Below are 16,532 nucleotides of genomic sequence, written 5' to 3'. Positions count from 1 at the left end.
GCTTCCGATCCTACTGTCCGCTGCCCCAGACTGTCCCCTGCCGGACGTGCGTGTCCGCCCGCCCGTGGGGGGAGCCGGGCGGGCCGCCGGCCGGTGCCGGCAGCGACCATGGTTGAACGGGGAAAACGGGGCAGCGTGTTCGATCTCAGCGGGAGCGGCGCCGAGCCGCTGGAGGACGAGGATCCGCGGTCGATCGGTGGGATTCCGCTGGTCGGGCGGCTCGGCGCCGGCGGTATGGGGCGGGTCTACCTCGGGGTTCACGAGCGGCGGTACGTCGCAGTCAAGCAGCTGCTGTCCTCCGTGGTCGGCGAGGACAAGGACTTCCTGCGCCGTTTCGGGCACGAGCTGGACAACCTCTCCCGGCTGCCCGCCGGGGCCACCGCACCGCTGCTCGCCAGTGACCGCACGGCACTGCCGCCGTGGCTGGCCACCGCCTACGTTCCCGGGCTCACCCTGCGCGAGGCCGTCGAGCTGAACGAGGGTCCTCTGCCGGTCGACGCGCTGTGGCTGCTGCTCCGGGAGGCGGCCTCCGGGCTTGCGGACGTGCATGCGCTGGACATGGTCCACCGGGACCTCAAGCCGTCCAACGTCATGCTGACCCTCGACGGCTTCATCCTCATCGACTTCGGTGTCGCCCGTGCCGCCGACCAGAGCCAGCTCACCCGGACCGGCATGGTCGTGGGCACGCCCGCCTACATGTCACCCGAACAGGCCTCCGGGGCACGGCGGTTGAGCGGCGCCGTGGACGTGTTCGCGCTCGGGTCCGTGCTGGCGTACGCGGCATCCGGTTGTCCGCCCTTCGGTGACGAGTCCGGGCACGGCGTGCTGTATCGCATCGTCCACGAAGAGCCCGACCTCCAGCCCGTACGAGACCTCGACCCGCGGCTCGCCGAGGTCGTCGCCGCGTGTCTCGACAAGGATCCGGAGGGCCGGCCCACAGCCGCCGAACTCCTCGAACAGGCCGCGGAACACGGGCCGTTCGCCGATCGGCCTTGGCCGGAGGCGGTGACCGAACCACTCGCCGAGCGGGCTGCGTTCGCCGCGGACGAGGCCCGGATCGACGAGGTGCCCGAGCCCGCTCCCACCCTTCCCGCAGCCGGTGCGGAACCGGCTCCCGAGCCCGGACAGCAGCCCGAGAGCAAGTCCGAGGCCCGACCGGGGCCGCGCGAACGGCGCCGTACCCGCGTCCTGTTCGCCGTCGTCCCCGTGGTGGTCGTGGCGGCGGGTACGACCCTCGCCATCCAGCATCTGCCGTACACGTCCTCGCCCGACGACGAGGCACGGGCCACTCCGTCCGTCTCCGTCACGGCGTCCACCGGCTCCACGCCGACCTCGACGGGCAGCCCGTCGACGTCGCCGTCGGCGCACAGGTCCTCGTCCCCGGGGGCGAAGGAGAGCGGGGGCAAGGGGGCGGGGGGATCGCAGGCCGGTGGCACGGGCGGGACGGGAGCGGGCGCACAGGGCGACTCGGACGGCGGCGGCAACACCGGCTCCGGCTCAGCGAGTTCGGGCAGCTCGGGCAGTTCCCTCGGTACGTCCGGCGGTTCCTCGACCACAGCCCCCGCGTCCACCGGCTACTACCGGCTCAAGAACGCCTCCGACGGCCAGTGCCTGGTGATGAGCGACTTCAGCGGTCCGGTCCTCGGGGAGTGTTCGGACAGCCCGGCGTCCTCATGGACCTACAAGAGCGCGTCGGGTAGCACCTTCCACGTGGTCAACGAGCACACCGGCCAGTGTCTGAGCGTGAGCGCCTACAACCTCGTGTCGGCCGCTTGCGACCAGAGCACCCAGCAGACCTGGCGCACGGGCTCCGGCAGCACCCTGCAGAACATGTCCAACAGCCGGTGCCTCGACGAGTCCTCCGGCTGGCCGGTCACCTCGACCTGCGTGTCCGGGACGACGTCACAGCGCTGGACGAGGGTGTAAGGCCGGCCCTGGGCGTAGGGCGGGCCTCAGCCGGCCGCCACCCGCAGCAGCAGCTTGCCCGTGCTCGTACGGGTCCCCATCAACCGGTGCGCCTCCGCCGCCTCCTCCAGCCCGAACTCGGCGGTGACCGGCAGGGACACGGTGCCGTCCACGGCCTTGGCGAACGCCCGCTCGGCGAGGGAACGCAGCTCGCCGGGGGCCGTCTTCGCCAGGGTCAGGATCGAGAAGCCGCCCACCGACATCCCGGACGGGTACAGCTCCGGCTGGCCCACGCTCCACGCCGGCGCCGAACTCGCGTTGCCGAAGGAGACCAGGCGCCCGAAGACGGCGAGCGAGGCCAGGCTGCCGCGGAAGGTCTCGCCGCCGACGGGGTCGAGGGCGAGGTCGACCCCGCGGCCGTCCGTGGCGGCCCGCACCGCATGCGTGAACTCGCCGACGAACACCTCGTCGTACCCGTACTCGCGCGCGTAGGCCGCCTTGGCCTCGCCCGACACCACCCCGTACACCGCGCCGGCGCCCGCCGCCTTCGCCAACTGCCCCACCACCGTGCCGACTCCGCCCGCCGCGCCCTGCACGAGCACCGTCTCGCCGGGCTGCAGCCGGCCCACGGCGTGGACCAGCGCGTACGCCGTGGGCAGCACGGTCGGCAGCGTCGCCGCCGTACGCAGGCCGATGTCCGCCGGGACCGGGAACACGGTCGCCGCGTCCGCGAGCGTCACGTCCGCGTAGGCGCCGCCCTCCGTCAGGGCCGTCACCTCCTGCCCGACGGACAGCCCGGTGACCCCCTCGCCGACGGCCCGGATCCGCCCGGACGCCTCCAGTCCCGGCACGAACGGCAGGCTCGGCACCCGGTACCCCTCGCCGCGCGCCTTGAGATCCGCGAAGTTCACCCCCGCGTACGCCACGTCGAGGCTCACCTGGCCGGGGCCCGGTTCGGGGACCTCCGCCTCCACGACCTTCAGGACCTCGGGACCGCCGTACTCCTGGAACTCGACCGCGCGCATGCCGTACCTCCGGCTCGACTGTTCAATGAAAAGCGAACACTCGGGAGTGTATGGTTTTCATCGAACACTCGGCAAGCGGTGACACGGCGGGGAACAGGAGTACGGCGTGGCGCAACGGACCAGCACCAGTCATCGGGCCGCCCCCGAACACACGCACCCCGACGACGTCCCCGTCCTGACGGCCCTCGCCGCGCTCGCCGATCCCGTACGCATGCAGCTCGTACGGGAGTTGGCCGGTTCGCTCGACTGGTCGCGCAGCTGCGGCACCTTCGACGTGCCCGTCGGCAAGGCGGCCCTCAGCCATCACTTCGCGGTACTGCGGGGCGCTGGGCTGGTGGAGCAGCGGGACGAGGGGGCCAGGCGGGTCAACCGGCTGCGCAGGACGGAGTTCGAGGCCCGCTTCCCGGGGCTGCTGGAGTTGGTGCTGCGGGCCGACCCGACGGCCTGAACGCTTCCGGCCCCTTCGGCGTCACAGTGCTGACGGCAAGGGACGGAGGGGGCATGAGGAACCGCATCTGGATCGCGGCGGCCGGCGCGACCGCCGCCGTGGCGGTGGCCGCGGGTCTGTGGATCGACGCGCTCGGGACCGGCCATACCGACGGCGGTCTCAAGGCGGATCCCGCCGGCATCAAGGCGGCCACCGGAGACGGGAAATGCGTCGGCACCCGTCCTGTGGACAGCCTCCCCGACGCCGACGACGGCACCCCGCTGATGCGCGTCGTCGTGCACATCGACAAGCTGTCGGCGCACAAGCGCTACGCGTCCGTCTTCACCGGCCTCTCCGTCGACGACGACGATCAGGCCGCCGACGTCTGGCGCATCCCCTCCGCCGCCTTCGACGACGAGGTCTGCGGATCCGCCGTCAAGGGAGTGACCGTGCGGCTGCACGACACCGACATCGACCGGAAGACGCTCGACAGGCTCTCCGACCGGATCGGCGACGACATGAAACGGTGGGACGGCACCTTCCAGATGCGTGAGGTCGCGGTGGACGAGCACGGCTTCGTCCTCATCGGGGTCGACGACCCCGACAAGGCCGAACCGATCATCAAGAAGGCCTACGGGGAGAGCAACCGCAGGTACATCAGGGTCGAGTACGTCGATCAGGCCGAACTGCTCGACGCCGACTGATCCTTCGGCCGCCGCAGCACCGCGTACAGCGCCGCGCTCACCACGAAGCCGACCACCGGTGTGATGTCGCCGAAGGACGGCCAGTGCTTCGGGACGTACCCGACGTAGTCCTCCTGGTTGGAGAAGAGGGGGACGGAGACCGCCATGCCGATCAACAGGGCGGCGATACCGGGCCAGCTGGTGAAGGTGCGGTCGCCCAGGCGGGCCGACAGCTCCTCGTCCGTGGCCGTACGGCCCTGCAGCCACCGCTCCACCAGCACGACCCCGAGCCACGGTGCGATCCAGTACGCGATGATCAGCAGGAACGCCTCGTACGCCGACCCCGCGTCCGACAGCGACGCCCACGCCGCCGCCGTACCGGCGACACCCGACACCACGACCAGCACGCTGCGGCTCAGCCAGGTGGGGAGCTTCAGGCCGAAGGAGGCGATGGAGATCGAGCCCGAGTAGATGTTGAGGGCGTTCGCGGAGATGGCGCCGAGAATGATGGCGAGGAGTACGAGGTCGGCGAGCCAGCCCGGGAGATGGCCGGTGAAGGCGGCGGTGGGGGTGGCGTCCTTCGGGGCCACGATGGTCGCCGAGGCTGCGCCGATGATCGCCACGACCGCGACGGACACGAACAGGCCGACGGCCGGGTAGACGATGGTCTTCAGCTTGTTCGCGGTGCGCGGCAGGTAGCGGGAGTAGTCCGCGGCGCACGTGTTCCAGCCGGCCGCATAGCCCCAGGCCGCGCTGAAGGCGAGCAGGAAGCCGCCGATGCCGCCACCCGTGCCGCCCCCGCCGAGGTCGGCGTCCTTGAAGGTCCACACGCCCGCCAGCAGGAAGATCACCGCGAGGGCCGGGAAGGCGTACTTCTCGAAGGTGTGCACGAAGTTGTGGCCGATGAAGCCGATCACGATCTCGGCGACCACGACGAGGAGCAGGGAGGGCAGCGGGCGCAGGCCGGTGAGCGTGTTCAGGGCGAAGGCCGCGCTCACGCTGTTCACCGCGAACCAACCCACGCCCGCCACCAGGCCGTTGGCCGCGGAGGGCAGGATGTTGCCCAGGTAGCCGAAGGAGAAGCGACCGATCACCATCTGCGGCACGCCGAACCGCGGCCCGTCCAGGGACAGCACGCCCTGCGTGATCGCGCCGAGCGCGGTGCCGAGCACGATGGCGGCGGTCGCCTCCCAGAAGCTCAGCCCGAAGAAGAGCACCGAGATCACGCCGATGAAGACGGTCGCGAACTCGATGTTCGGGGAGGCCCAGGTCCACAGCAGCTGGAGCGGGGAGCCGTGGCGTTCGGCGTCGGGGATGGGGTCGGCGCCCGCCGTCTCGACGGCGATGACCTTGTCACCGTATGCGGGGGCGAGGGTGCCGGGGGAGTCGGCGGGTGCAGTCGTCATGCGAGGTAAGTGTCCGGTTCCAGCCGTTCCCGGCACAGGGGCGCATTGTCCGCTTCGGTGGGCTCGGCGGCGTACAGCTTGTCGGGGCGCCCGAATTGATTGCACTGATGACGGGGGGTGCCTGACAACTCCCCGGCCGCCAGTCTCGGTGATGCCTCGGTGATCCAAGCGCCGGGCGAGCACCTGGACAACCCTGGGAGAACCAAGCCATGTCACATCGGAAACACACGATCGCGGGGACGGTGACCGCGGTCATGCTGGCGATGATCGCCACCCTCTTCGGGCCGCTGTCGAGCGCCCAGGCCCAGACGTACCCCTGCCCCGGCGGCAACTCATCAGGCGCCTCCTCCTCTTCCGGCCAGGGCACCTGTCCCAGCCTCCACAACCGCGACATCGTGCCGGAGCGGGCGTTCCCGAGCATCGTGTACCGCGGCGACTCCCGCCCGCCGGTCGCGGACAACAATCAGGGCATCTTCAACCGCGGTATGTGGTCCCGGGGCACCAACTCCGACATCCGCTCCCACGTCCAGGGAGACCGCTCCCTGAACAGCGAGTACATCTCGACCTCGGGATCGCAGGGCCTGGCCGAGAGCTTCGCGCGCAGCCAGGGCGCGAACACCCTGGGCAACCTGGCCCTGAACTCGCGCTGCTCGACGGGCCGGATGGCCGCCTACGCGATCCTTCCGGGGATCGGGCAGTACCTCCTGTACCGCTGCCTGGACGGCGTGGTCACCGCCCGCACCTACGTCTACCTGATCGACCCCGCCTGGGCGTCGAACGCGATGTACATCCCCGACCAGATCCGGGGCGACCGAGACCTGTACAACCACTACCACTCCCAGGACGAGTGGGCGTACGTCCGGCACATCCCGGCCTCCGCGATCACCGGTGTCCGCATCTACACGATGACCGCCCAGTACCACAACGGTTTCATCAGGCCGCAGACCATCGACTTCCACTACGACCAGTTCGTGGCCAACCCGCAGCACGTGAGGGCCCGCGTCGTCGTGTACGACCCGGCCCGTGACCGGAGCGCCGAGTGGGGCTTCGACACGGCCCTGGACTCGCCCACTGCGAACTCCTACACCCGGGGCTGCAGCACGATCACCATGTGCCGCGGCGGCGGCTCCGGCGGCTGATCCGCGTACCCGCGCCTCACTCCTCGCCGTCGGGAGTGCGGTCCGTCTTCCCGTCCTGCCGCTCCTGCTCCTGCCGCCTGAGCGCCTCCTCGCGGCGGCGCAGGTCGGCCTCCCAGTCCTTGAGCAGGGCTTCGTCCTTCTTGTTGTCCTCCTTCAAGGACTTCAGGAACTCGGGGTTGTCGTCGGGCGCCACGAACTCCGTGCGGTGGTTGCGGTGCCACTCCGAGGGGGTGGCACCGCCGGCCGGGACGCCGCGCTGCTTGCCCGCGACCAGCCAGGCGACCGGGCCGACCAGCACCTCCCCGAACAACAGGATGATGATCACCCAGATCACCTTGGGCAGCCCGCGCACCTGCTCCTCGGGGGTGTTCAGACAGTCGATGAAGGCGTAGATCCACAGCGCCAGGACCAGCAGGAACGGCAGATACCTGAGCATGGTGGTGCGATCCCCCAGAGGACGGCGGCGGGCCGCTCCACGGCCCCGGTGACGGGGTCAGGGTAGCGGGTGTCCGATACTGGGACGCATGGCTTACGACGATCTTCGCTCCCTGCTCAGGGCCCTGGAACGCGAGGGCGACCTCAAGCGCGTCAAGGCCGAGGTCGACCCGTATCTGGAGGTCGGGGAGATCGTCGACCGGGTGCAGAAGTCGGGGGGACCGGCGCTGCTCTTCGAGAACGTGAAGGGGTCGTCCATGCCCCTCGCGATGAACGTCTTCGGGACCGACCGGCGGCTGCTCAAGTCGCTCGGGCTGAAGTCCTACGCGGAGATCAGCGACAGGATCGGCGGGCTGCTGCGCCCCGAACTGCCGCACGGCTTCGTCGGCGTCCGCGAGGCGTTCGGGAAGCTCGGCGCGATGACGCACGTACCGCCGAAGAAGGTGAAGGACGCTCCCGTGCACGAGGTCGTCCTCACCGGCGACGACGTGGATCTGGACCAGCTGCCCGCGCTGTTCACCTGGCCGCAGGACGGCGGCTCCTTCTTCAACCTCGGGCTCACCCACACCAAGGACCCGGAGTCCGGGATCCGCAACCTCGGGCTGTACCGCCTCCAGCGCCACGACCGGCGCACCATCGGCATGCACTGGCAGATCCACAAGGACAGCCGCAACCACTACCAGGTCGCGGCCCGCAGGGGCGAGCGGCTGCCGGTCGCGATCGCCTTCGGCTGCCCGCCCGCCGTCACCTACGCCTCCACCGCGCCGCTGCCCGGCGACATCGACGAGTACCTCTTCGCCGGGTTCATCGCCGGCAAGCGGATCGAGATGGTCGACTGCAAGACCGTGCCGCTGCAGGTACCGGCGCAGGCGGAGGTCGTCATCGAGGGCTGGCTCGAGCCCGGCGAGATGCTCCCCGAGGGCCCGTTCGGTGACCACACCGGGTTCTACACCCCGCAGGAGCCCTTCCCCGCGCTGAAGATCGACTGCGTGACGATGCGGAAGCGGCCGCTGCTTCAGTCGATCGTCGTAGGCCGGCCTCCGACGGAGGACGGACCCCTGGGCCGTGCGACGGAGCGGTTCTTCCTCCCGCTGCTGAAGATCATCGTGCCGGACATCGTGGACTACCACCTGCCCGAGGCGGGCGGTTTCCACAACTGCGCGATCGTCTCGATCGACAAGAAGTACCCCAAGCACGCCCAAAAGGTGATGCACGCTGTCTGGGGGGCACACATGATGTCCCTGACGAAGCTGATCGTGGTCGTGGACTCCGACTGCGACGTCCATGATCTGCACGAGGTCGCGTGGCGCGCCCTCGGCAACACGGACTACGCCCGCGACCTCAGCGTCGTCGAAGGCCCCGTCGACCACCTCGACCACGCCTCCTACCAGCAGTTCTGGGGCGGCAAGGCAGGCATCGACGCGACGAAGAAGTGGCCCGAGGAGGGCTACACGCGCGACGGCGGCTGGCCCGACATGGTGTTGTCCGACCCCGAGACGGCGGCGAAGGTCGACCGCCGCTGGAAGGAGTACAACCTGTGAGCAGCGCCTCCGCCGCGATCCCGCAGCCAGGACGCACCAAGGCGTTCCTCCGCCTGGTGATGATCGAGCACTCGGTCTTCGCCCTGCCCTTCGCGTACATCGCCGCCCTCACGGCGATGTTCGAGTGGGACAAGAACATCCACTGGGGGCGGCTGCTCCTGGTCACCATCTGCATGGTGGGCCTGCGCACCTTCGCGATGGCGGTCAACCGGATCATCGACCGCGAGATCGACGCCAGGAATCCGCGCACCGCGCACCGCGAGCTGGTGACCGGCGCGATGTCGGTGAAGCACGCCTGGACGGGCGCCCTGATCGCCCTGGTGATCTTCCTCGGCTCGGCGGCCCTGCTGAACCCGCTCTGCCTCGCCCTGGCCCCCATCGCGGTGATCCCGATGGTGATCTACCCGTACGGGAAGCGCTTCACGAACTTCCCCCAGGCCATCCTCGGCCTCGCCCAGGCGATGGGCCCGATCGGCGGCTGGCTCGCGATCAGCGGGGAGTGGTCCTGGCACGCCACGATCCTCGGCCTGGCCGTCGGCATCTGGATCGGCGGCTTCGACCTGATCTACGCCTGCCAGGACATCGACACCGACCGCGAGATCGGCGTCTTGTCGGTCCCGGCCCGCTTCGGCGTCCCGGCCGCGATCTGGGGCGCCCGGGTCTGCCACACGATCACGACGGCGCTGTTCATCTGGTACGCCGTGGTGACCGACGCGGGCGCGTTCTTCTGGATCGGCCTGATGATCGTCGCGGGTGCCTTCGTCTACGAGCACAACATCGTGCGCCCGCACGACCTGTCCCGCCTGAACAGGGCGTTCTTCAGCGTCAACGGCTTCATCGGCATTGCCCTGTTCGTGTGCGCGCTGCTGGATCTGCTGGTGCGCGGGCTCACCGTATAAGTGCCGGAGGGGTCGGGCGGCGGCGGAACCAGAACGCCACCGCCACGCCCGACACCAGGCCGATCAGATGGCCCTGCCAGCTGATCCCCGACTGCGTGGGCGCGAGGCCCAGCAGGATCGAGCCGCCCCAGACCGCGCCGATCAGCAGGCCGACCAGGATGCCGAGCGGGCGGCGCTCCACGAACCCGCTGACCAGCAGGAAGCCGAACAGGCCGAAGATCAGGCCGGAGGCGCCCGCCGTGTTGGTGTGCGCCGGGGCGATGAGCCACACACCCAGCCCGTCCGCCACGATGATCACCGCGCACACCGCGGCGAAGCGGCGCAGGCCGCCGAGGGCCGCGAGGAAGCCCATGACGAGCAGCGGCACGCTGTTGGCGGCCACATGAGCGAAGCCGAAGTGGATGAATGCGGCGGGGACGACGTCGATCAGCTCGGAGGGCTCGCGCGGTGTGATGCCGAGCCCGTCCAGCGCGTGGCCGCTGACCACGTCGACCACTTCGAGCAGCCACAGCAGGGCGACCCAGCCCACCATCAGCCTGGCCGCGGCCTTCGCGCGGTCGCCGCGCGACCACCTGTGCTCCGCACCCGACGTCGTACCCGACATGGCAGCCCCCACGATTGGCTCGTCCCCTTGGGAGAACGGTCCGCCCCCCTCGACCGGTTCCCACCCCGCGACGCCGGATAGGCTCGGTGTTGTGAACCCAGTCAAGCCAGGAGAGACGCCGCGTACGCCTTGGATCGTAGGGGTGTCCGGCGCTTCCGGCACGCCTTATGCCGCGTCGGTGCTGCGTGCGCTTCTCGAGGCCGGCGAGAGCGTCGACCTCGTCGTGTCCCGGGCCTCCCGGCTGACGCTGCTCGACGAGACGGGTATCTCCTTCCGGGACGCGCACTGGCGGGACGACCTGCGGGAATGGCTGTCCCGGGGCGCCGACGGAAAGCCCGGGACGTTCGACGTCGACATCACGGCGGTACGGCACTGGAGCGCGGGCGACCTGGCCGCCGGTCCGTCCTCGGGGTCGTACCCCACCAAGGGCATGCTGATCGTGCCGGCCTCGACGGCGTGCGTGGCGGGGGTCGCGCTCGGTCTGTCGAAGGACCTGCTCCAGCGCTCGGCGAGCGTCACCCTCAAGGAGGGGCGCCCGCTCGTCGTGGCCGTACGGGAGACCCCGCTGGGTGGCCAGACCCTCCGGCACCTCGTCACCCTGGACGACCTCGGCGCGACCGTGGTGCCCGCCTCGCCGGCCTTCTACGCGGGGGCGACCCACATCCAGGACCTGGTGGACTTCGTCGCCGGACGGGTGCTCGACGCGGCGGGCGTCGGACACCGGCTCTACCGGCGCTGGAAGGGCGAACTCGGCGGCGGGTCCGTCACCCCCTGAGTGCGCCCGCACCTCGGCAACACCTTTCAGCAACGCAGGAATTCAGCAATTCCCAGACCTCTTCAGTGGAAGGCTTCGATCGCATGGACGCGGTGGACAGGCAGCTCATCCAGGCTCTGAGGGAGAACGGCCGGGCCTCCTACGCGGAGCTGGGGCGCCTCGTCGGTCTGTCGGGACCCAGCGTCACCGACCGCATCAACCGGCTCGAGGCGGCCGGCGTCATCACCGGCTACCGCGCCACCGTCGACGCCGCCTCCCTCGGCCTCGGCGTCACCGCCCTCATCGGCATCTCGCTGTCCGACGCCGCCGACCACGAGGACGTGGCCCGCCGGGTGAAGGACCTCAGCGAGATCGAGGACTGCTGGTTCATCGCGGGCGACGACTCGTACATGCTCAAGGTGCGGGCGAGCGACGTGGACGGCCTGGAGCGGATCATCAGGCGGCTCAGCGGCACCAAGGGCGTCTCCCGGACCCGTACCACGATCGTGCTCTCCACGAAGTGGGAGAACCGGGTCGGGGAGTTGCCCGAAGAGGTCTAGAGGCCGAGTCGTACGGTTGTGGGAGTCGTCGGAGAAGGTCGTCGGAGAAAGGTGTGAGCATGGACGTCGGGCTCAAGCGCGAGCTGGAGGACAAGGTCAGGGCTGGTGAGCGCCTGACCCGCGAGGACGGCATCGCGCTGTACGAGTCGGACGACCTGGCATGGCTGGGTGGCCTGGCGCACGAGGTGCGGATGCGCAAGAACGGCGACGTCGTGCACTTCAACGTCAACCGTCACCTCAACATGACCAACGTGTGCACGGCGTCCTGCGCCTACTGCTCCTTCCAGCGCAAGCCGGGCGAGAAGGACGCGTACACGATGCGCATCGAGGAGGCGGTGAAGCTCGCCAAGGCGATGGAGGGCGAGAACCTCACCGAGCTGCACATCGTCAACGGCCTGCACCCGAACCTGCCGTGGCGCTACTACCCGCGTTCGCTGAGGGAGCTGAAGGCGGCCCTTCCGGACGTGTCCCTGAAGGCGTTCACGGCGACGGAGATCCACCACTTCGAGACGATCAGCGGTCTGTCGGCCTCCGAGATCCTCGACGAGCTGATCGACGCGGGCCTGGAGTCCCTGACCGGCGGCGGCGCGGAGATCTTCGACTGGGAGGTCCGCCAGCACATCGTCGACCACCGCACCCACTGGGAGGACTGGTCGCGCATCCACCGGCTGGCGCACGAGAAGGGCCTCAAGACCCCGTGCACCATGCTGTACGGCCACGTCGAGGAGCCGCGGCACCGGGTCGACCACGTGCTGCGCCTGCGTGAACTCCAGGACGAGACCGGCGGTTTCCAGGTCTTCATCCCGCTGCGCTACCAGCACGACTTCGTGGACATGAAGGACGGCAAGGTACGCAACCGCCTGCAGGCCCGCACCCAGATGGCGACCGGTGCGGAGGCGCTGAAGACCTTCGCCGTCTCCCGGCTGCTCTTCGACAACGTCCCGCACGTGAAGGTCTTCTGGGTCATGCACGGCGTGCAGACCGCGCAGCTGGCGTTGCAGCACGGTGCCGACGACATGGACGGCTCGGTCGTCGAGTACAAGATCACCCATGACGCCGACAACTACGGCACCCCGAACAAGCTGACCCGCGAGGACCTGCTCGACCTCATCCGTGACGCCGGCTTCCGTCCGGTGGAGCGGAACACGCGGTACGAGATCATCCGCGAGTACGACGGTCCGGACCCGGCGCGCAGGGAGTCGCCGCAGCCGATGCGGGTGTGACTCGACCCACCTTGTAATGCGTACTGAGGCACTGTGTCCCTTACGTACGATGGGGTCGTGTCCCTTGACTTCACTCTCGACCCCGCTGTCACTCCCGCCCTGCGCGACGGGATCCTCGACCTGTGGGCGGACGTCTCGAACGCGGGCGGCTCGGTCGGCTTCGTGCCGCCCGTCACGGCCGACGACATACGCCCGGAGCTCGTGAAGCACTTCGTGGCCATGACGGAGGGGCGTACCCGGCTGCTGGTCGGCCTGGACGAGTCGGGCACGGTCGCGGCGACCGCCTTCCTCACCTTCAACACCCACCGGCTGATGACGCACTGGGTGTGGCTGTACACGGTGATGGTGCACCCCCGCCACCAGGGCAGGGGATACGGACGGGACCTCCTCGCCGCCGCCGAGGAGGCGGCCCGCGGCCTCGACGGCATCGAGGCGATCCGGCTCACCTGCCGGGGCGGGAACGGCCTGGAGCGGTTCTACGGCTCCTGCGGCTACAAGGAGGTCGGGCGGGTGCCCGGCGCGATCCGCGTCGCTCCGGGCGACGACCGCGACGACATCTTCATGCTGCTGCATCTGGGCTGAGGGCCCGGCGTACCCCCCTGCAAGATCGGGTCCCGAGCGTGCTTCACTGGACGGTGGCCCTTTTGGGGCCGTTCGGACTTCCCCCGCAGGGGGACCCCCAGTACGGAAGAGTGGATTGAGATGCTCCGCTACACGCTGATGCGCCTCGGGATTTTCGCGGGTTGCTTCGTGGTCGTCTGGGGCCTCGTGTACTCCGGCATCGTCCCGCGCGGTCTCGGCGCCTCCAACGGCATGTGGGTCGCCCTGCTGTCCCTCCTGATCTCGGCCCCGATCAGCTTCGTGGTCCTGCGCAAGGAGCGGGACCGGGCGTCCGCCAAGATCGCGCCCAGGGTCGAGCGCATGAAGGCCAACATGTCGGCCAACCTGGAGGCGAACCGCAGCCAGGAGGACGGCGCGGACGACACGGCCCGGACGCAGGGGCAGACGTCGTAGTCTGCACAGTCGCCGTAAGCAGGGGTTGGGAGAACATCCGTCCAACTACCCTTGGCCCATGGGTGCCGTGAAGACCAAGCGCATGCCGCGGGCGGTCCGTGAGCAGCAGATGATGGACGCCGCCGTGCGGACCTTCGGGCAGCGTGGGTACATGGCCGCGTCGATGGACGAGATCGCCGAACTGGCGGGCGTGTCCAAGCCGTTGGTCTATCTGTACCTGAACTCGAAGGAAGACCTGTTCACCGCCTGCATCCGGCGGGAGGCGAAGGCGCTCGTCGAGGCGGTCCGGGCAGGTGTCCGGCCAGAGCTGCCCGCCGACCGCCAACTCTGGGAAGGGCTGCGGGCGTTCTTCACGCACACCGCGCAGAACCCGGACGGCTGGGCGGTGCTGCACCTCCAGGCCCGCACGCGTGAGCCGTTCGCGGCCGAGGTCACCGCGATGCGCGAGGAGATCGTCGCGTTCGTGACCCAGCTGATCGTCGTCGCGGCCAGGGAGGCCCACCGCGACCCCGACCTGCCCGAACGCGAGGTCGCCGGCCTCGCCGAGGCCCTGGTCGGCGCCGCCGAGTCCCTCGCCGCCTGGGCCAACGCCACCCCCGGCACCACGGCCCGCCAGGCGTCGGCCACCCTGATGAACTTCGCCTGGGCCGGCCTCGGCAACCTCATGGAGGGCCGGCCCTGGTCACCGCCGCCGGTCACGCAGGAGCCCTGACGGCCGGGCGGGCCCCCTTCAGGTCGTCGGCGGACCCACCCGTCCGCTCACATGCACGCGGTCCCCGCTCCCGCGCAGCTCGAACCGCCCTGAGTCCGCCGCGTACGTCACCGTCCCGGGCAGCAGCACCGGTGCCCTGAACTCCGCCTCCACGCGGGCGCGTTCGGGTGTTCCGTGGGCGGCGAGGCAGCGGGCCACCGTCCACATGCCGTGCGCGATGGCGCGGGGGAAGCCGAAGAGGCGTGCGGTGAGGGGGTGCAGGTGGATGGGGTTGCGGTCGCCGGACGCGGCGCCGTAGCGCCGTCCGACGTCCCCGCCCAGGCGCCACTCGGCCACGGCGGGCAGGGGTGCCCGGTCGTCCGCGGTCCTTCCGGGTGCGGGGTCATGGGTCCGGTGCCGGGCCAGATAGGTGCTCCGCGACTCCCAGACGACGTCCCCGGCGGCACGCATCTCGGTGATCACCGAGGCCTCGGTCCCGCGCCGATGCGGCTCCAACCCGCCGACGTACACGGCGAGTTCGTACTCTCCGGTGGCCGCGGAGGCCCGCCGCTGCGTGATCTCGATCGAGGTGTGGACGAGGCCGAGCAGCGGCAGCGGGAAGCCGCGCCCGCTCATCAGCCGCATGGCCAGCGGGAAGCCCAGCACATGCGGATAGGTGAGCGGCAGGGCGTCCTCACCGGTCGCGAAGCCGCACACCCGCTCGTACGCCGCCAGCCGCGCGAGGTCGATGCGCAGTGCGGGCAGGACGAGCCGGGTGCGGGGAAAGTGGGCGTCCGGGCGGGGCCGTTTGAAGGGGGACAGCAGGGCGCCGCGGGCGAGCAGGGGCGCGAGCGCGGGGGGCTGGGCGAGGACGTCGGACATCAGGCCCCCAGCAGACTCTGGCCGCAGACCCGTACGACCTGCCCGTTGACCGCGCCCGAGGCCGGGTGCGCGAACCAGGCCGTGGTCTCGGCGACGTCCGCCGGAAGACCGCCCTGCGCAAGGGAGTTCATACGTCGCCCCGCCACACGGATGAACAGCGGGACCGCCGCCGTCATCTCCGTCTCGATGAACCCGGGCGCCACCGCGTTGACCGTCACCCCGTGCTCGGCGAGCGCGCGCGGCGCCAGGGAGCGGATCAGGCCGACGATGCCCGCCTTGCTCGCGCCGTAGTTCGTCTGACCCGCATTGCCCGCGAGACCGGCGATGGAGGCGGTGGCGACGACACGGCCGCCGGGGCGCAGGGTCCCCCGGTCGAGCAGCGCGTCCGTGGTCCGCAGCACGCTGGCCAGATTCACGTCGAGGACCGAACTCCAGCGCTCGGCAGGCATGTTGACCAGACGGCGGTCGCGGGTGATCCCCGCGTTGTGGATCAGCACGTCCAGGCCGTCCGGCAGGGCGGAGGCGATCCGCTCACCCGCGTCGGCGGCGGTGATGTCGAGCGCCAGAGCGGTACCGCCGAGCCGTTCGGCCACGCGTCGCGCATCCTCCTCGGCCTGCGGTATGTCGAGTACGACGACCCGGGCGCCGTCCCTGGCCAGCGTCTCGGCGACCGCCGCACCGATGCCACGGGCGGCACCCGTGACGAGGGCGGTGCGGCCGGCGAGGGGCCGGTCCCAGTCGACCGCGACCTCCTCAGCCGTCCCGACCCCGATCACCTGCCCGCTGACGTACGCGGACTTGGGGGAGAGGAGGAAGCGCAGGGTCGACTCGGCGGCCCCGGCGTCCGTCAGCCGCAGCAGGTTCACGGTCCGCCCGCGCCCGATCTCCTTGCCGAGCGAGCGCACGAAGCCCTCCAACGCCTGCTGGACGGCGGCCTGGTGATGGTCGGCGGGATCGAGGGGCGCGCCCAGGACGACGACCCGGCCGCCGCTCGCGACCGACCGCACCACGGGGTGGAGCGCCGCGTGCACCTCGGCGAGCACGTCGACGTCCCGCACTCCGGTGGCGTCGAGGACGACGGCGGCAGGGCTGTCGGTGCCGGCCTCGAGTCCCGTACGGGCGAGGACGGGAGCGAGGTCGAGGTCCGACTTGCCGGCGGTGAGGTGCAGCAGGCCGCCGCCGGTCAGGGCGGGGTGCTCGGGCGACCAGCGCTGGAGGGGTGCCGGTTGCGGCAGCCCGAGTCTGCTGGTCAGGAAGCGGCCCGGCGCGGTGTCAGCGAAGCGCAGATAGCGGTCGGCCATGTCCTTGACTCCCCATGCGGATGCTCTGCTTACTCTGGAGTCA

Annotated in this window: 18 protein-coding genes; 12 read left to right on the top strand and 6 right to left on the bottom strand. The window is 70.4% G+C overall.

What is annotated here, in order from left to right; all coding sequences use genetic code 11:
• Nucleotides 1-135 precede the first annotated feature (135 nt).
• A complete protein-coding gene (locus OG303_RS22270) occupies nucleotides 136-1,926 on the top strand; it encodes a protein kinase domain-containing protein (protein WP_405870333.1) in 1,791 nt (596 codons plus the stop codon).
• A 26-nt stretch (nucleotides 1,927-1,952) separates the two neighbouring features.
• On the opposite strand, the gene OG303_RS22265 is transcribed toward OG303_RS22270, so the two are convergent.
• The gene (locus OG303_RS22265) at nucleotides 1,953-2,930 is read right to left on the bottom strand and encodes a zinc-binding alcohol dehydrogenase family protein (protein WP_405870331.1); all 978 of its coding nucleotides are present in this window, start codon (nucleotides 2,928-2,930) and stop codon (nucleotides 1,953-1,955) included.
• Between the two features lie 106 nt (nucleotides 2,931-3,036).
• Between OG303_RS22265 and OG303_RS22260 the strand changes: the two genes are divergently transcribed.
• Nucleotides 3,037-3,378: an ArsR/SmtB family transcription factor gene (locus OG303_RS22260; protein ID WP_405870330.1), complete on the top strand. Its 342-nt coding sequence runs from the start codon at nucleotides 3,037-3,039 to the stop codon at nucleotides 3,376-3,378.
• 53 nt (nucleotides 3,379-3,431) lie between these two features.
• On the top strand, nucleotides 3,432-4,061 hold the full coding sequence (locus OG303_RS22255) for a hypothetical protein (protein ID WP_405870329.1): 630 nt from the start codon (nucleotides 3,432-3,434) through the stop codon (nucleotides 4,059-4,061).
• On the opposite strand, the gene OG303_RS22250 is transcribed toward OG303_RS22255, so the two are convergent.
• Nucleotides 4,034-5,446 (bottom strand): purine-cytosine permease family protein, encoded by a 1,413-nt coding sequence (locus tag OG303_RS22250; RefSeq protein WP_405870328.1) that lies wholly within the window; start codon nucleotides 5,444-5,446, stop codon nucleotides 4,034-4,036. The two genes, OG303_RS22255 and OG303_RS22250, sit on opposite strands and share 28 nt — an antisense overlap.
• 209 nt (nucleotides 5,447-5,655) lie before the next feature.
• On the opposite strand from OG303_RS22250, the gene OG303_RS22245 reads away from it, so the two are divergent.
• The gene (locus tag OG303_RS22245) at nucleotides 5,656-6,585 is read left to right on the top strand and encodes a hypothetical protein (protein WP_405870327.1); all 930 of its coding nucleotides are present in this window, start codon (nucleotides 5,656-5,658) and stop codon (nucleotides 6,583-6,585) included.
• Nucleotides 6,586-6,601: 16 nt separating this feature from the next.
• Here the strand turns inward: OG303_RS22245 and OG303_RS22240 are convergent, their stop codons facing one another.
• On the bottom strand, nucleotides 6,602-7,021 hold the full coding sequence (locus OG303_RS22240; RefSeq protein ID WP_405870326.1) for a PLD nuclease N-terminal domain-containing protein: 420 nt from the start codon (nucleotides 7,019-7,021) through the stop codon (nucleotides 6,602-6,604).
• An 88-nt stretch (nucleotides 7,022-7,109) separates the two neighbouring features.
• On the opposite strand from OG303_RS22240, the gene OG303_RS22235 reads away from it, so the two are divergent.
• Both OG303_RS22235 and mqnP read left to right on the top strand, forming a co-directional pair.
• Nucleotides 7,110-8,561: a menaquinone biosynthesis decarboxylase gene (locus OG303_RS22235; RefSeq protein WP_405870324.1), complete on the top strand. Its 1,452-nt coding sequence runs from the start codon at nucleotides 7,110-7,112 to the stop codon at nucleotides 8,559-8,561.
• Nucleotides 8,558-9,460 carry a menaquinone biosynthesis prenyltransferase MqnP gene (gene mqnP / locus OG303_RS22230; protein ID WP_405870322.1) on the top strand — a complete coding sequence of 301 codons (903 nt, stop codon included), beginning with the start codon at nucleotides 8,558-8,560 and terminating at the stop codon, nucleotides 9,458-9,460. Before OG303_RS22235 ends, mqnP begins: the two co-directional genes overlap by 4 nt.
• On the opposite strand, the gene OG303_RS22225 is transcribed toward mqnP, so the two are convergent.
• On the bottom strand, nucleotides 9,450-10,064 hold the full coding sequence (locus OG303_RS22225; RefSeq protein WP_405870320.1) for a rhomboid family intramembrane serine protease: 615 nt from the start codon (nucleotides 10,062-10,064) through the stop codon (nucleotides 9,450-9,452). The genes mqnP and OG303_RS22225 overlap by 11 nt on opposite strands.
• A gap of 91 nt (nucleotides 10,065-10,155) precedes the next feature.
• On the opposite strand from OG303_RS22225, the gene OG303_RS22220 reads away from it, so the two are divergent.
• From OG303_RS22220 to OG303_RS22195, 6 genes are all read left to right on the top strand, one after another.
• Nucleotides 10,156-10,839: a UbiX family flavin prenyltransferase gene (locus tag OG303_RS22220; protein WP_405870318.1), complete on the top strand. Its 684-nt coding sequence runs from the start codon at nucleotides 10,156-10,158 to the stop codon at nucleotides 10,837-10,839.
• 83 nt (nucleotides 10,840-10,922) lie between these two features.
• Nucleotides 10,923-11,378: an Lrp/AsnC family transcriptional regulator gene (locus OG303_RS22215; protein WP_405870317.1), complete on the top strand. Its 456-nt coding sequence runs from the start codon at nucleotides 10,923-10,925 to the stop codon at nucleotides 11,376-11,378.
• A 59-nt stretch (nucleotides 11,379-11,437) separates the two neighbouring features.
• Nucleotides 11,438-12,601 carry an aminofutalosine synthase MqnE gene (gene mqnE, locus OG303_RS22210; RefSeq protein WP_405870316.1) on the top strand — a complete coding sequence of 388 codons (1,164 nt, stop codon included), beginning with the start codon at nucleotides 11,438-11,440 and terminating at the stop codon, nucleotides 12,599-12,601.
• 57 nt (nucleotides 12,602-12,658) lie between these two features.
• The gene (locus tag OG303_RS22205) at nucleotides 12,659-13,183 is read left to right on the top strand and encodes a GNAT family N-acetyltransferase (RefSeq protein ID WP_405870314.1); all 525 of its coding nucleotides are present in this window, start codon (nucleotides 12,659-12,661) and stop codon (nucleotides 13,181-13,183) included.
• A 120-nt stretch (nucleotides 13,184-13,303) separates the two neighbouring features.
• A complete protein-coding gene (locus OG303_RS22200) occupies nucleotides 13,304-13,615 on the top strand; it encodes a DUF4229 domain-containing protein (RefSeq protein ID WP_405870313.1) in 312 nt (103 codons plus the stop codon).
• Between the two features lie 58 nt (nucleotides 13,616-13,673).
• The gene (locus OG303_RS22195) at nucleotides 13,674-14,327 is read left to right on the top strand and encodes a TetR/AcrR family transcriptional regulator (RefSeq protein ID WP_405870312.1); all 654 of its coding nucleotides are present in this window, start codon (nucleotides 13,674-13,676) and stop codon (nucleotides 14,325-14,327) included.
• 18 nt (nucleotides 14,328-14,345) lie between these two features.
• Here OG303_RS22195 and OG303_RS22190 read toward each other — a convergent pair whose 3' ends face one another.
• Nucleotides 14,346-15,188, bottom strand: a complete 843-nt coding sequence (locus OG303_RS22190; RefSeq protein WP_405870311.1) for a MaoC family dehydratase — start codon at nucleotides 15,186-15,188, stop codon at nucleotides 14,346-14,348.
• Nucleotides 15,188-16,489 (bottom strand): 3-oxoacyl-ACP reductase, encoded by a 1,302-nt coding sequence (locus tag OG303_RS22185; protein ID WP_405870310.1) that lies wholly within the window; start codon nucleotides 16,487-16,489, stop codon nucleotides 15,188-15,190. Before OG303_RS22185 ends, OG303_RS22190 begins: the two co-directional genes overlap by 1 nt.
• Nucleotides 16,490-16,532: the final 43 nt, after the last annotated feature.

The sequence above is a fragment of the Streptomyces sp. NBC_00005 genome, from assembly GCF_045160215.1.
Classification (GTDB): domain Bacteria; phylum Actinomycetota; class Actinomycetes; order Streptomycetales; family Streptomycetaceae; genus Streptomyces.
Note: the sequence above shows the minus strand (reverse complement) of the source record. Positions and strands in the feature narration are given on the sequence as shown.